The organism is Phytobacter palmae (genome assembly GCF_039409775.1).
Classification (GTDB): Bacteria; Pseudomonadota; Gammaproteobacteria; order Enterobacterales; family Enterobacteriaceae; genus Phytobacter; species Phytobacter palmae.
This window is the reverse complement of record NZ_JBCIVJ010000002.1, coordinates 432,507-447,078: the sequence shown is the minus strand read 5'-3', so window position 1 is coordinate 447,078 and position 14,572 is coordinate 432,507. Positions and strand designations below refer to the sequence as shown.

General features: G+C 52.2%; 15 protein-coding genes. 8 read left to right on the top strand and 7 right to left on the bottom strand.

The window, feature by feature from the left end:
• Positions 1 to 47: 47 nt before the first annotated feature.
• Positions 48 to 881 (bottom strand): EamA family transporter, encoded by an 834-nt coding sequence (locus AAIG39_RS04770; protein ID WP_249572122.1) that lies wholly within the window; start codon positions 879 to 881, stop codon positions 48 to 50.
• Positions 882 to 1,024: 143 nt separating this feature from the next.
• Positions 1,025 to 1,114, bottom strand: coding sequence for a type I toxin-antitoxin system toxin TisB (gene tisB, locus AAIG39_RS04765; RefSeq protein WP_343193294.1), 90 nt, complete (start codon positions 1,112 to 1,114; stop codon positions 1,025 to 1,027).
• Between the two features lie 524 nt (positions 1,115 to 1,638).
• Here tisB and ivbL point away from each other — a divergent pair.
• The 3 genes from ivbL (at position 1,639) to ilvN (ending at position 3,820) form a co-directional block, all read left to right on the top strand.
• A complete protein-coding gene (gene ivbL, locus AAIG39_RS04760; protein ID WP_103281084.1) occupies positions 1,639 to 1,737 on the top strand; it encodes an ilvB operon leader peptide IvbL in 99 nt (32 codons plus the stop codon).
• Between the two features lie 103 nt (positions 1,738 to 1,840).
• Positions 1,841 to 3,526, top strand: a complete 1,686-nt coding sequence (ilvB, locus tag AAIG39_RS04755; protein WP_343193293.1) for an acetolactate synthase large subunit — start codon at positions 1,841 to 1,843, stop codon at positions 3,524 to 3,526.
• Between the two features lie 3 nt (positions 3,527 to 3,529).
• Complete coding sequence (gene ilvN, locus AAIG39_RS04750) at positions 3,530 to 3,820, top strand: acetolactate synthase small subunit (protein ID WP_090088103.1); 291 nt, start codon at positions 3,530 to 3,532, stop codon at positions 3,818 to 3,820.
• Positions 3,821 to 3,837: 17 nt separating this feature from the next.
• Here the strand turns inward: ilvN and AAIG39_RS04745 are convergent, their stop codons facing one another.
• The gene (locus AAIG39_RS04745; RefSeq protein WP_249572120.1) at positions 3,838 to 4,632 is read right to left on the bottom strand and encodes a DeoR family transcriptional regulator; all 795 of its coding nucleotides are present in this window, start codon (positions 4,630 to 4,632) and stop codon (positions 3,838 to 3,840) included.
• A 253-nt stretch (positions 4,633 to 4,885) separates the two neighbouring features.
• Here AAIG39_RS04745 and rbsK point away from each other — a divergent pair, with 253 nt between their 5' ends.
• The 5 genes from rbsK to nepI all read left to right on the top strand — a co-directional run bounded on the left by rbsK (position 4,886) and on the right by nepI (position 10,149).
• Entirely contained in the window at positions 4,886 to 5,806 is a 921-nt protein-coding gene (rbsK, locus tag AAIG39_RS04740) for a ribokinase (RefSeq protein ID WP_090088107.1), read from the top strand.
• 90 nt (positions 5,807 to 5,896) lie between these two features.
• Positions 5,897 to 7,213 (top strand): L-fucose:H+ symporter permease, encoded by a 1,317-nt coding sequence (gene fucP / locus AAIG39_RS04735; protein ID WP_090088109.1) that lies wholly within the window; start codon positions 5,897 to 5,899, stop codon positions 7,211 to 7,213.
• Between the two features lie 11 nt (positions 7,214 to 7,224).
• A complete protein-coding gene (locus AAIG39_RS04730) occupies positions 7,225 to 8,238 on the top strand; it encodes an aldose 1-epimerase family protein (protein WP_090088111.1) in 1,014 nt (337 codons plus the stop codon).
• A gap of 169 nt (positions 8,239 to 8,407) precedes the next feature.
• Positions 8,408 to 8,860: a DUF1198 domain-containing protein gene (locus AAIG39_RS04725; RefSeq protein WP_343193292.1), complete on the top strand. Its 453-nt coding sequence runs from the start codon at positions 8,408 to 8,410 to the stop codon at positions 8,858 to 8,860.
• A gap of 107 nt (positions 8,861 to 8,967) precedes the next feature.
• Positions 8,968 to 10,149, top strand: coding sequence for a purine ribonucleoside efflux pump NepI (nepI, locus tag AAIG39_RS04720; protein WP_249572119.1), 1,182 nt, complete (start codon positions 8,968 to 8,970; stop codon positions 10,147 to 10,149).
• 67 nt (positions 10,150 to 10,216) lie between these two features.
• On the opposite strand, the gene AAIG39_RS04715 is transcribed toward nepI, so the two are convergent.
• From AAIG39_RS04715 to AAIG39_RS04700, 4 genes are all read right to left on the bottom strand, one after another.
• Complete coding sequence (locus AAIG39_RS04715; RefSeq protein WP_343193291.1) at positions 10,217 to 11,122, bottom strand: EamA family transporter; 906 nt, start codon at positions 11,120 to 11,122, stop codon at positions 10,217 to 10,219.
• Between the two features lie 106 nt (positions 11,123 to 11,228).
• Positions 11,229 to 12,608: a carbohydrate porin gene (locus tag AAIG39_RS04710; protein ID WP_039080059.1), complete on the bottom strand. Its 1,380-nt coding sequence runs from the start codon at positions 12,606 to 12,608 to the stop codon at positions 11,229 to 11,231.
• Between the two features lie 265 nt (positions 12,609 to 12,873).
• Positions 12,874 to 13,176 carry a PTS lactose/cellobiose transporter subunit IIA gene (locus AAIG39_RS04705; RefSeq protein ID WP_090088116.1) on the bottom strand — a complete coding sequence of 101 codons (303 nt, stop codon included), beginning with the start codon at positions 13,174 to 13,176 and terminating at the stop codon, positions 12,874 to 12,876.
• 6 nt (positions 13,177 to 13,182) lie between these two features.
• A complete protein-coding gene (locus tag AAIG39_RS04700) occupies positions 13,183 to 14,571 on the bottom strand; it encodes a glycoside hydrolase family 1 protein (RefSeq protein ID WP_090088118.1) in 1,389 nt (462 codons plus the stop codon).
• Position 14,572 lies beyond the last annotated feature (1 nt).

Genomic DNA, 14,572 nt, shown 5'->3' with positions numbered 1-14,572 from the left:
AGGCAGGATTTGTAAACAATATTCGGCAACATTTGTTGCCAGTATGATCAGGACAGACGCAGTAAAATAGCACCCGCAGCGATGCCGCAGGCGGCAACAATACGTAATCCGGCGACCTTTTCTTTAAGCATTAAAAAGGCGAGCAGCGCGCCAAAGAGAATGGAGGTTTCGCGTAGCGCGGCGACCACCGCCAGCGGTGCCTGGGTCATCGCCCATAATGCCAGCCCATACGAGCCCATGGTGCCAATACCGCCCGGCAGCCCTTTTTTCCAGTTGTTCACCAGATAGTGAGAGACTTCGCGACGGCGAGCGAACATCGCCCAGGCCAACAGGCAAAAACCGTTCATGAAAAAAGTCCAGAGAGTGTAACCGAATGCGCTGCCTGCAAGGCGAACGCCTGTGCCGTCCACCAGGGTGTATCCGGCGATAAAACAGGAGTTCAGCAGCGCAAGCCAAATCCCGCGCGTTGAGCTGTGTCGCCCGTTACAGGCCATGGCAAGAATGGAAAGGCAAATGACTGCGATACCGAGCCAGGCAAAGGTCGATAATGTATCACCCAACAGCAGAACGCTTATCAACGCTACCAGTAGCGGCGCGGTGCCGCGCATTAACGGATAGGTCTGACTCATATCCGAAACCTGATACGTTTTAGCAACCAGCACCGTATAGACAACCTGTAACAGGCAGGAAACGGCGAGATAAGGGACGCTGGCGAGCGAAGGCTGTGGTGAGAAGGGCAGCATTACCAGGGCGATTAATGCCGCAGAGCCGCTGACGCAGATGGCGGAATAGAGTTTGTCGCTGCCCGCTTTAACAATCGCGTTCCAGCTCGCATGTAAAAGTGCGGCAAACAGCAGAATACAAAAAACAGTAACAGTCATGAGTATGCAGTGTCAGTGGGCGGCGTAAAAACGTACCATGAAAGCAGTGATCGGAGCGACTATTCTGTGCGATTAGGAAGTTTGCCGGTGTTTATTAAAGAGGGGCGGTTGCCCGCCCCTCTTAGGTACGACTTGAACCTGAATTACCGCAGTAACTTCAGGACAGCTTCAAGCAGTTGCAGCAAGGCAACTATGAGTTTCAGGATAAGGATAACCATATCGATTTCGCCCATACGTCTCTCTCCTTTGGCAAGGAGCACGACCGGCTGGCGTACCTTTCCGCTGCCTGTAACCAGCCGTTTTGTTGGCGTAACACAGTGTGCTCTCAAGGGGTTAAGGCACTGACGGCACCACCCGTTTCAGCCAGGACTTTATCTGCGCCCGTATCATTGCGGCCCCTCATACACACCGTGGTCGGCAAGACCATTATAAATTGATACTGTAAATATATACAGTAATTTCTGGACGAAATTTGCATCCTGTTTCATACTCAAACTGCTCGTAGTGTGTGCATAATTTGCGCGCAGGGTTAATTGATCGTATAGTTGCACTGTTGACGTAACACAGTGTGCTTGCGGCTACCAACCGCAAAAACCTGCTCAAAACCTCGCTCCGGCGAGGTTTTTTGTTTTTATCGCCTGACTATTAAAATGTGATCGGCGACGCATATTGCCGTTGTGGCGTAAAAACCGGTTGTTCAAACGCCATTCCTGTGTTTGTATAAATCTTGTTAGTCATTCAAAATACGAGTCCCCCAATGAACGCTTCCACTATGACGATGAACCTACTAAAAACCGCGCATAACGCCGCGGTGGTCGTCGTGCGTGTGGTGGTGGTCGTCGGCAATGCGCCGTAGGGACTGGAACAACACACGATTCCAAAACCCCGCCGGCGCAAACCGGCGGGGTTTTTCGTTTTGACCCTCCCGGTAAGTCGGCCCAGAAGAAAAGGACTGGAGCATGGCAAGTTCGGGCACAACACAAACGACACGCTTTACCGGCGCGCAGTTGATCGTTCATTTACTGGAACGTCAGGGCATTACTACGGTAGCCGGTATTCCTGGCGGGACCGTTCTCCCGCTGTATGACGCATTAAGTCAGAGCACGCAAATTCGCCACGTACTGGCGCGCCACGAGCAAGGCGCCGGGTTCATCGCCCAGGGCATGGCCCGTACCGAAGGCAAACCGGCCGTTTGTATGGCCTGTAGCGGGCCGGGTGCCACCAATCTGGTGACCGCCATCGCCGATGCGCGTCTCGATTCCATCCCGCTGGTGTGTATCACCGGACAGGTGCCTGCCTCCATGATCGGCACCGATGCGTTCCAGGAAGTCGACACTTACGGCATCTCTATCCCCATCACTAAGCACAATTACCTGGTGCGTAATATCGCCGAACTTCCACAGGTGATAAGCGACGCGTTTCGCATTGCGCAATCCGGCCGTCCAGGCCCGGTGTGGATAGATATTCCTAAAGATGTTCAGACCGCAACCATCGAACTGAGTGAGCTGCCTGAGCCCGGCGGCAGAGCACCTGCTCCGATGTTTGATGCGAAAAGTGTGCAAGAAGCGGCGGCAATGATTAATGCCGCGCAGCGTCCGGTGCTGTATCTGGGCGGCGGGGTGATTAACGCGCCGGAACAGGTGCGCGCACTGGCGGAAAAAGCGAATTTGCCGACCACCATGACCTTAATGGCGCTGGGAATGTTGCCAAAAGCGCATCCGTTGTCACTGGGGATGTTGGGCATGCATGGCGCACGCAGTACCAACTTTATTCTGCAAGAGGCTGATTTACTGGTTGTTCTTGGTGCACGTTTTGATGACCGGGCGATTGGTAAAACCGAGCAGTTCTGCCCGAACGCGAAAATCATTCATGTGGATATCGACCGCGCCGAACTGGGTAAAATCAAACAGCCGCACGTTGCCATTCAGGGGGATGTGGGCGAAGTACTGGCGCAACTGCTGCCGCACATTGACGCACAACCTCGTGAGGAGTGGCGCGGTCTGGTGGCGCAATTGCAGCAAGAGTTTCCGTCTGCCATTCCGCAGGGCGGTGACCCGCTGACCCATTACGGCCTGATCAATGCCGTTGCTGCCTGTGTTGATGACGAGGCTATTATCTCCACCGACGTGGGTCAGCATCAGATGTGGACCGCCCAGGCTTACCCGCTCAATCGACCACGTCAGTGGCTGACTTCCGGCGGGCTGGGAACCATGGGCTTCGGCCTGCCAGCGGCAATCGGCGCTGCGCTGGCGAACCCGCAACGCAAAGTTATCTGCTTTTCCGGCGACGGTAGCCTGATGATGAATATTCAGGAGATGGCGACCGCCGCAGAAAATAATATGGATGTAAAAATCATCCTGATGAACAACGAAGCGTTAGGCCTGGTACATCAGCAGCAGAGCCTGTTTTACAAGCAGGGCGTATTCGCGGCGACCTATCCGGGGACGATTAATTTTATGCAGATTGCCGCAGGTTTTGGCCTGCAAACCTGTGATCTTAACAGTGAAGCTGACCCGCATGCCGCGCTGCAGGAGATCATCTCACGTCCAGGGCCGGCGCTCATTCATGTGCGCATTGACGCCGAAGAAAAAGTGTATCCGATGGTGCCGCCAGGTGCGGCAAATACTGAAATGGTGGGGGAATAAGCCATGCAACAGACAATTTCTGACAACGTAATCCTCGAACTCACCGTGCGTAACCATCCGGGTGTTATGACCCACGTCTGCGGCCTGTTTGCCCGCCGTGCGTTTAACGTGGAGGGCATTCTCTGTTTGCCCATTAAAGACAGCGAGCAAAGTCGCATCTGGCTACTGGTGAATGACGATCAGCGTCTGGAACAGATGATTAGCCAGATTGAGAAGCTGGAAGACGTGGTGCAGGTCGTGCGTAACCAGTCTTCGCCAGGGATGTTCAATAAACTGGCCGTGTTCTTCGAGTAATGTGACAACGGGCCCGCTTAGCGGGCCTGATCGTTTTCTGAGTCGGGTGTTATCACTTTCACAAACCCATTACGGCAATGCGCCGGGTAATCCGCCGGTAAGGGACGATCGCTGATTAACACGTCAAACCCGGACAGCGGCGCAATGCTCGCCGGGGCGACTTCATCAAACAGGGCATAGCGCGCCAGCAGAATCTTGCGCATGCCGTGCTCCATCGCCTTTCGCTTCATCGGTAAATCATCGAGGTTAAACCAGGTCACGCCGTGATGCTCATGTACGCCGCTGGCGGAAATAAACACTTTTCGCGGATTTAAAGAATCTAACAGCGAGGGGTTATTCGGATCGTAAAAAGCGTCACTTTTGGCGCGCCAGGTACCGCCACATAACATGGCCGTTGCGTTGGGCTTTGCGGTGAGCGCGACAAAAACCTGATGGGAATAGCAGATGCCTGTAAACGTAATATCATCCGGGATCATACTGATAACGAGCGGCATTTCCGGCCCATTATCGAAAAAGACCAGATCGTTCTCGCTCACCAGTCCGGCCGCGAGTATAGCGACAGGTAAATCATCAGGATGATGGGTACGTACGGTGGGCTGTGCCGTAGCGGTGGGAGTGGAGGGTTTGTTCACCATTACGATATAGCCGCCCAGCAGCGCTAACGGTAGCGGTTCGTCGTCCTGGCTAAAGTCCCTGCGAATGGTCATGACAGACACTTCCAGCATACGCGCGGCGTCTTTTAAGTGGATCCGGTCGGTCTTTTTCAGTAACTCCACCAGACGCCGGATACGCTCTTTTTGCTTCGTTTCCACTCTCTTTCTCCGCTCTGCTTTGGTCTGCTTTGTTTCTAAAGTAACATTTTCCATCAGTCAGGAACACGTAATGATATCAACACTATAATCCTCTCAGTCGCGAAATAAAAGTGGTGTGCGCGCGATCTCCGGGGGCTGGCGGGTAACAAATGTGATTCTCTAATCGCGATCATTGTCACAAATGATACTAAAATAACATGATAATGTTACTAAAATATCATTGTTATGTGATTGTTTCTAAGAGGTAGTAAAAATGGATATCGCAGTCATCGGCTCCAACATGGTGGATCTCATCACTTATACCAACCAGATGCCGAAAGAGGGAGAAACCCTTGAAGCCCCTGCTTTCAAAATCGGCTGCGGTGGCAAAGGGGCGAATCAGGCGGTGGCCGCCGCTAAAATGAATTCAAAGGTGATGATGTTGACCAAAGTGGGCGACGATATCTTTGCGGACAACACTATTCGTAACCTGGAGTCCTGGGGAATTAATACCACTTATGTTGAGAAAGTTCCTTGTACCAGTAGCGGCGTTGCGCCAATTTTTGTTAATCCCAACTCCAGCAACAGTATTTTAATTATTAAAGGCGCGAACAAATTTCTCTCTCCGGAAGATATTGATCGTGCTGCCGAAGATTTGAAAAAATGCCAGTTAATTGTCCTGCAACTGGAAGTTCAATTAGAAACTGTTTATCACGCCATTGAATTTGGTAAGAAGCATGGCATTAAGGTGTTATTAAATCCTGCTCCTGCCCTCCGTGAGCTGGATATGTCTTACGCGTGTAAATGTGATTTCTTTATTCCTAATGAAACTGAACTTGAAATTCTGACCGGCCTGCCGGTTGATACTTACGATAATATTCGTACGGCGGCACGGAGCCTGATTGATAATGGCCTGAATAATATTATCGTGACCATGGGTGAAAAGGGGGCATTATGGATGACCCGCGAGCGTGAAGTTCATGTTCCGGCCCACAAGGTCAACGCCATTGATACCAGTGGCGCTGGCGATGCCTTCATCGGCTGTTTTGCACACTATTATGTCCAGGGTGGCGATGTTGAAGCGGCGATGAAAAAAGCCGCGCTGTTCGCTGCCTTTAGTGTGACCGGCAAAGGCACACAATCGTCTTACCCCAGTATTGAACAATTTAATGAGTACCTGGCCTTACATGAATAATAACCGCTGAGTTTATTCTGCGGCAGGCGCTTTGCCGCCTGCCAACCGGAATAAAACAGTGATAAACCCTGCATATTGAAAGGTAGCACTATGAACGAAAAAAATATCGTTCAGATGCCCGACGGGTATCTGAATAAAACCCCTTTGTTCCAGTTTATTTTGTTATCCTGTTTATTCCCGTTATGGGGATGCGCCGCTGCGTTAAATGATATTCTCATTACGCAATTTAAAAGCGTATTCTCATTGAGTAACTTTGCCTCTGCATTAGTGCAGAGCGCATTTTATGGCGGCTATTTCTTAATTGCGATCCCGGCTTCTCTGGTAATTAAAAAGAGTAGCTATAAAATTGCGATTTTAATTGGGCTGACCCTTTATATTGTCGGTTGTTCCCTGTTCTTCCCGGCCTCGCACATGGCGACCTATACCATGTTCCTGGCGGCAATCTTTGCGATTGCGATTGGGCTGAGCTTTCTTGAAACCGCAGCCAATACTTACAGTTCAATGTTGGGACCAAAATCACACGCGACTCTGCGCCTGAACATCAGCCAGACCTTCTACCCTATTGGTGCGGCGGCAGGTATTTTGCTCGGTAAGTATCTGGTTTTCTCCGAAGGCGAGAGTCTGCAAAAGCAGATGACGGGAATGACGCCTGAGCAGATCCATAATTTTAAAGTGCTGATGCTCGAAAACACCCTTGAGCCGTATAAGTACATGATTATGGTGCTGGTGGTTGTCATGGCGCTGTTTATGTTCACCCGCTTCCCGAAATGCAAAGTAGCGCAAACGCAGACGCATAAACGTCCAACCGCCATGGAGACACTGCGTTATCTGGCACAGAATGCCCGTTTTCGCCGTGGTATCGTCGCGCAATTCTTGTATGTCGGCATGCAGGTGGCGGTGTGGTCGTTCACCATTCGTCTGGCGCTGGAACTGGGCGATATCAATGAACGTGATGCGTCAAACTTTATGGTTTACAGTTTCGCCTGCTTCTTTATTGGTAAGTTCGTCGCCAACATTTTGATGACTCGGTTTAACCCGGCCAAAGTGTTGATTCTCTACTCCGTGATTGGCGCACTCTTCCTGGCGTATGTGGCGCTGGCCCCCAGCTTTAGCGCGGTATACGTGGCGGTAGCGGTCAGTATTTTGTTTGGACCATGCTGGGCGACCATCTACGCCGGCACACTGGACACGGTGGATAACGAACACACGGAAATGGCAGGCGCGGTAATTGTGATGGCGATAGTTGGCGCGGCGGTGGTTCCGGCTATTCAGGGCTATGTGGCGGATATGTTCCACTCGCTGCAGCTGTCGTTCCTGGTTTCCATGCTGTGCTTTGTCTACGTCGGCGTCTATTTCTGGCGCGAAAATCGAGTACGTCGCGAACTGACCGAAGCGACCGCTTCCTGAGGAGAAGGACAATGGCAACACGATTGACCCTGTGGCGTGAGCTGTTTAGCCAACAGCCGCGCACCTTACTGGAAAATAACGATTTTACCGTCACGGCGTTTCGCTACCCGAGCGGCGTGGAGGCCGTGCGGCTGGAGAATGCCCGTGGACATCTGGTCGTTCTGCCCTGGCTTGGACAGATGATCTGGGATGCGACTTTCGATGGTCACGACCTGACAATGCGCAACATGTTCAGCCAGCCTAAACCGGCGAATGTGATTGTTGAAACATACGGCTGTTTTGCTTTCCATTCCGGGCTGCTGGCGAACGGCTGTCCGTCGGCGGAAGATACCCACGCGCTGCACGGCGAAATGGCCTGCGCCGCTATGGATGAGGCGTGGCTGGAACTCGACGGCGACTCGCTGCGTCTTGCCGGACGCTATGAGTATGTGATGGGCTTTGGCGATCACTACCTGGCGCAACCATCGGTTACGCTACACAAGGCCAGTGCGCTGTTTGATATCGCGATGTCAGTGACTAATCTGGCATCGGTGCCGATGCCGCTCCAGTACATGTGTCATATGAATTACGCTTACGTGCCGCAGGCGACATTTAGCCAGAACATCCCGGATGAAGCGTTAACGTTGCGTGAATCCATTCCGGCCCATGTGAAACCGACGGAACAGTGGCTGGCATTTAACCGCCGCGTACAGCAGGGCGAAGCGACGGTGAATGCGCTGACGGAGCCGGAATTCTACGATCCGGAAATCGTCTTCTTTGCCGACAGACTTGATCGGCACACTGATAAGCCTGAGTTTTGTATGCATGCACCGGACGGCACCACTTTTGTGACGCGCTTTTCCAGTGAGCAGTTTAATTATGTAACGCGCTGGATACTCTACAACGGCGATCAGCAGGTCGCGGCGTTTGCCCTTCCGGCAACCTCTCGCCCCGAGGGATTTCTGGCTGCGAAGCGTAGCGGTAGCTTGTTAAGCCTTGCGCCGAAGCAAACCCGTCAGTTTAGTGTGACCACAGGCATTGTCTGATCGCCTTATCCGAGCCCGGTTCGCCGGGCTTTCCATCCGTTCACATCAATAAAATCAGCCATCTGCGTGATCCTCTGTGCCACGGAAAATCAGTAAGCTCACTCTTCGACTGTCCATTTTGTGCATTTTGACTTTATGATGTGCCTCCTGAGATGTGGCGGGAGCTTTCATGATTTGGTTAACACTGGCGACGCTGGTTGTGGTCTTTATTATTGGTTTCAGGGTCTTAACGTCTGACTCACGTCGCGCGATACGCCGTTTGAGTGAGCGGCTGGCAATAACGCCGGTGCCGGTTGAAACCATGATTGACCAGATGGGGAAAAGCGCAGGGGCGGAGTTTATCCAGTATCTGGCCCGCCCGGATGAAGCACACCTGCAAAATGCCGCCCAGATGCTCTTTATCTGGCAGGTTTTTATTGTCGATGGCAGTGAACAGCATCTGCAATCCTGGCATCGCATTCTGCAAAAGGCCCGGCTGGCCGCTCCCATCACCGATGCGCAAGTCCGTCTCGCGCTGGGCTTTTTACGCGAACTGGAGCCAGACGTTGCTGAGCTTAATGCCTTCCAGATGCGCTACAACACCTTATTTGTCCCTGAGGAAGGGGTGCACTGGTTACACTGATCCTCAATATCCGACGGTGTAAATAGTTGCGTAAATGTTAAATGAATCACACTGTTGTTTGTTACACTACACGGCTTTCACAATAAAACATGAAGCCGGGTGTAAAAATGATGGAAGTGCAGCGGACGCAGCCTTCAACGGGTGGCGTGAATCGCCCCAACTGGTCGGCGGTATTTGCCGTCGCGTTCTGTGTGGCGTGCCTGATCACCGTGGAGTTTCTGCCGGTGAGTCTGTTGACGCCAATGGCGCAGGATTTGGGCGTGTCGGAAGGCGTTGCCGGTCAATCGGTGACGGTAACGGCATTTGTCGCCATGTTCGCCAGCCTGTTTATTACTCACATCATCGGCAAAACGGATCGCCGTCTGGTGGTTATTGCCTTTTCCGTGTTGCTGACGCTTTCGTGTCTGCTGGTTTCGTTTGCCAATAATTTCACCCTGCTGTTGCTCGGGCGTGCCTGTCTGGGGTTAGCGTTAGGGGGTTTTTGGGCGATGTCTGCCTCCCTGACTATGCGACTGGTACCGGCCCGCACCATTCCAAAGGCACTGTCGGTTATCTTCGGTGCGGTCTCAATTGCGCTGGTGATTGCTGCACCGTTGGGCAGTTTTCTCGGAGGGATCATTGGCTGGCGGCATGTCTTTAACGGCGCAGCGCTGATGGGGTTCGTCTGTATTGGCTGGGTGTGGATGGCGCTGCCGTCGATGCCGGGGCAGACGGAACATCATCAGAATATGTTTGGTCTGTTGAAGCGTCCGGGCGTGCTGGCCGGGATGCTCGCGATTTTTATGGCCTTTGCCGGTCAGTTCTCCTTTTTCACCTACATTCGTCCGATCTTTATGACCCTCGCTGGCTTTGATGTTGATGGCCTGACGCTGGTGTTGTTGAGTTTTGGTATTGCCAGCTTTGTTGGCACTTCGCTTTCGTCACATATCTTAAAACGCTCAGTCAAACTGGCGCTGGCCTGTGCGCCGCTTATCCTGGCGCTGAGCGCGCTGGTACTGATTTTGTGGGGCAGCAACAAAGTGGTTGCTGCGGGGATTGCCATCGTCTGGGGATTATCGTTCGCCCTGGTGCCGGTGGGCTGGTCGACGTGGATCACCCGCTCGCTGGCCGATCAGGCGGAAAAGGCGGGGTCGATTCAGGTGGCGGTTATCCAACTGGCAAATACCTGCGGGGCGGCGGTTGGCGGCTATGCGCTGGATAACCTGGGCCTGCTTTCACCATTGATGTTGTCAGGCGCGCTGATGCTGCTTACCGCGCTGTTGGTGGCAGGAAAAGTGAAGGTGAAGTGACTTTCCTCTCACCCTAATCGGGGCTACCACTTGTAGCCCCGGTAAGCGCAGCGCCACCGCGGGAATATCAGGCCGCAGCCTGTACGCGTTTGCGCGAGTCCAGCGATATCAGCAGTACCGATGACACTATCATCAGCGTGCCCAGCCAGTCCGGCAGCGTAAAGGCGATACCCAACAGAACAACCGAGAGCAGGGCGCTGCTTAGCGGTTCTGCACAGCTCAGAATACTGGCGCGCGAGCCGCCAATCATCTGCGCCCCTTTCAGATACAGGCTAAAGGTCAGTGCGGTGCCCACCATCACCAGATACATAAACGCCATCACCAGATTGCCGTCGATAACGAAATCTCCCCCTTTATTGCCATAGAACGGCGTCAGCATTAATCCGGCGAGAAACATACTCCAGCCAACAATCGGCAGTGTGCCGTAGCGGGCGATAAGCTTTGACGGATAAGTGGAGTAGAGCGCGGCGGAAAACGCCGATGCGATGCCCCATACCAGAGCTTCGGTGGAAATCGACAGAGATGTCATATTTCCGTGGGTCACCAGCAACAGGGTGCCAATCAGAGAGGTTGCAATCGCCGCCGTGACAGCGAGCGTCGGTTTTGCTTTTCGCGCCAGGGCAAACCACGTCACGATGATCGTTGGCGAGAGAAATTGCAGTACGGTTGCAGTGGCGGCATTCGATTTCTCGATGGTCACCAGGAAGGTGAGTTGAACGATAAGCGCGCCAAACAGCGAAAAGAACAGCAGACTCAGCGTGTCCTGGCGGTTTTTGACGATCGCGAAAATTTTATCGCCATGGAAAAACGACAGAATTAATAACACAGCGCCACCGGACAGCAGGCGAACCATCGTCAACCAGGGGGCTGCGATGTGACTTTTCTCCATGATGTACTGAGCGCAAACCCCGGAACTGCCCCATAAAATGGCGGCAATCAGTACATAAAACATCCCTTTTTTTGTGGAACCCATTTTCTATTCAGACCTGACATGCTGCTTTCTTATTGATGAGTTTTGCATCATAGCACAGGCGTGATAGATAACCGGAGGCAGCATCCCTGCCGCCCGCGGATTTACATCAGAACCAGGCTTCCCACATCGCACCGACGTTGAAGGAGTCCAGCGTGGTGTCATCCGTACCGTTAACACGTGCGGTACGCTTGTTGTCAACTTCGCCACCGGTTACGTAGAAGCGCAGCATCGGACGGAACTCAGGCCCCATATCAATGGAGATGTTCTGCGACAGGGTCGCTTTCCAGCCGTTGTTATCACCACCTTTGTCATAGGCCACTTTCTGCCAGCCCAGTTCCAGCCAGGTTGAATGAACATCGTTCCACCAGTACATCGGACGCACAATGGCGTTGTAGTTCTTACGATTGTCAGACTTGTCTGCGCTGTTGTCGTAATCGTGGAAGGCGAGCAGATATTCCACCTGCATCTGGCGACTAAACTTGTGCAGCCCTTCAAAGCTGGCATAGATAGTTTTCAGATCATCCGTTTTGTTATAAACGCTGTTATCTGCGTTGTCTGAGTAACGGGCGATAACCTTGTTCACGCCACTGTCGTTGGTATGGCTTAACACCACACCACCCTGCCAGGCTTTCAGACGGGCGTCGCTTTCAACGGCCTTCGAGTCAAAACCGTAGTTTGCATAAACTTCCAGATCCAGCGGGCCGACTTTCATGCCGTGGATTTTTGAGGTGACCGCATAGTTGCCTTTGTCGCCGGTGCCTGAACCACCGGTACAGGTAATGCGCGACGGGTTATCACCGTTGTCTTCCACTTCCGGGTTACAGGACTGCACGGCAGCCACAGTGGCCACGTCAAACTGTACGCCACCGATGTCGAAGTTTTTCACCCCGGCGCCCTGGCCATCGTGGTTCATCCAGAAGTAGTCGTTGATACCCTGTTGCGGACGCTGGTGGAAGTCACGACCCGCCCAGAAATAGGCGTTCGGGTTGGATTCCAGCAGGTTGGTCACACCCGCATAGGCTTTTTTCAGGTTAACTTCGTCGCCCCAGTGATCGAACATCACGTTGACGTCCCAGATGGCCCCGTGGGAGCTCTTAAACGCTTTGGAAAGCTGGAACTCGCCACCGTTGCCTTCGTTACCCAGACGGCCAATCGCAGACGAGCCGTTATACGAACCGTCTACGCCCACGTATTTCTGATCGCCACTCTGGTAATGGGCGCCATAACGGGCATAACCGCTAAATTTCACGCCATAAGGAATGGCTAAATCAGGCGTTTGCGCGGTACTTTGCGGCTCGGTAATGACATCCGCTTTTTTATCAATGGCGGCATCCATTTTTGCCTGCCGCTCAGCTAATGCTTTATCCACCGCTTTTGCCACGATGGCATCGATTTGTTCTTGGGTAAATTCTTGAGCTATCACCGAACCAGAGCAAAGAGCAGCCGCAACCGCCAGTGCCACTGGAAGTTTATTGTTTAATTTCATAATTATCTCAATTTATACCCTTTATACTTCAGGCCGCCTGTTCGTTGGCTGCACTCGTTTACCCGAATCACTTATATAAATAAGCTCATCGGGATTCATTCACTTGTCGCCTTCCGGAAGCTCGAAATATTTAGGGCTTAGTTGGTTGTTTTTAAACAATAACCATCCCGTCCTGATTTGACAGAACAACATGCCAGTATCAAAACAAGCTGAGTTATATTTTATAATTCAGGTACAGAGTAATATTTCCGTAATCAATGAGCTTTTAACGCTGATAAAGCTGAATAATCTCCTCTGATAATTCACGCGCCAGTAACGACGTCATTAAATGATCCTGGGCATGCACCATAATTAATGTCATGGGTTGCCGGGCTTCGCCAGCATCCTGTTCAATTAATTTAGTTTGCATTTGATGGGCCTGGCGCGAATAACCATCGGCTTCACGCAGCAGTTTTTGGGCTTCCTCAAAATTGCCCACTCTGGCGGCACGCAGTGCTTCAAAGCACAGGCTGCGCGACTGACCCGCGTTAACGATAATCTCCATTACCGCTTCTTCTAATGCGACCATATTTATTTACTCTTCATCAAAACCATTATTCTTCGCGGTGGCGGCAAACCATTCTCCGCTTTTCTTAACGGTGCGTTTCTGGGTTTCTAAATCTAACTGAACAAAACCGTAGCGGTTTTTATAGGCGTTACACCATGACCAATTATCAATAAAGGTCCACATATGATAACCAAGGCAATTACAGCCTTCGCTAATTCCTTTATGTAGCCATTTAAGGTGATCGGTAATAAAGGCAATACGGTACTGATCGTTTATTTGCCCGTTTTCAATAAAGCGCTGTTCATTTTCGACACCCATACCATTTTCAGAAATAAAGCAGCGTGGGTTGCCATAATTATCACGAAGATTAACCAAAATATCGTAAATACCCGGCTCATAAATTTCCCAGCCGCGCCAGGGGTTCATTTTTCGCCCCGGCATCTCGTAGTAATCAAACAGCCATTCCGGCATAAACGGCGACTCAGGATTAACGGCGCTGTCCCGGCATTTCACCCGCCGCGGCTGATAATAGTTAATGCCCAGTAGGTCTATTTTCCCGGCGGCAATCAGCTCCTTATCGCCCAGATGACAGGCGGGAAGCTGATCATACTCTTTCAGCAAGGCCACCAGGTCCGCCGGATACTCGCCCAACAGTACCGGATCGAGGAAGCTGCGGTTAAACAGCAGGTCTGCATGGTGCGCGGCTTTCAGATCCGCCGGATGTTGCGAACGTGGATACGACGGTGTCAGGTTGAGCACTATGCCGATCTCACCGGGGTGATGCCCGGCGCGAAACGCCCGCACTGCGCTGGCATGGGCCAGTACCGTGTTGTATGCCACTGTGGCTGCCCGTCTGAAATCCACCACATTCGGGTAATGGAAGTCATACAGATATCCCCCTTCTACCGGCACAATCGGTTCGTTGAACGTAAACCAGTGCTTCACCTGATGACCAAACAGGTCGAAGCAGATTTGCGCGTAGCGGGTGAATGCCTCTACGACTTCGCGATTTTCCCAGCCGCCTTTCTCCTGCATGACCATCGGCATGTCGAAGTGAAACAGGGTGATAAACGGTTCAATGCCCTGTTCTGCCAGCTCGTTGAGCATGTTGCTGTAAAACGCAACGGCCTCTCTGTTCACCTCGCCGGTGCCATCAGGAATCAAACGGCTCCAGCTTATTGAGGTGCGAAAACTGTTGTGGTTCAGCTCTTTTAACAGGGCAATGTCTTCGCGCCAGTGCTGGTAAAAGGTGGACGTATCCTGAGGGCCTACCTGCTGGTGAAAGCGCCAGGGTTGGCTGGCGTACCAGGCATCCCATGTTGTGGCGCTCTTTCCGCCCTTTAAGCTTTCCCCTTCGGTTTGTTGCGCGGAACTGGCGCTACCCCACCAGAAGTTTTCGGGAAATGCATATTTCATT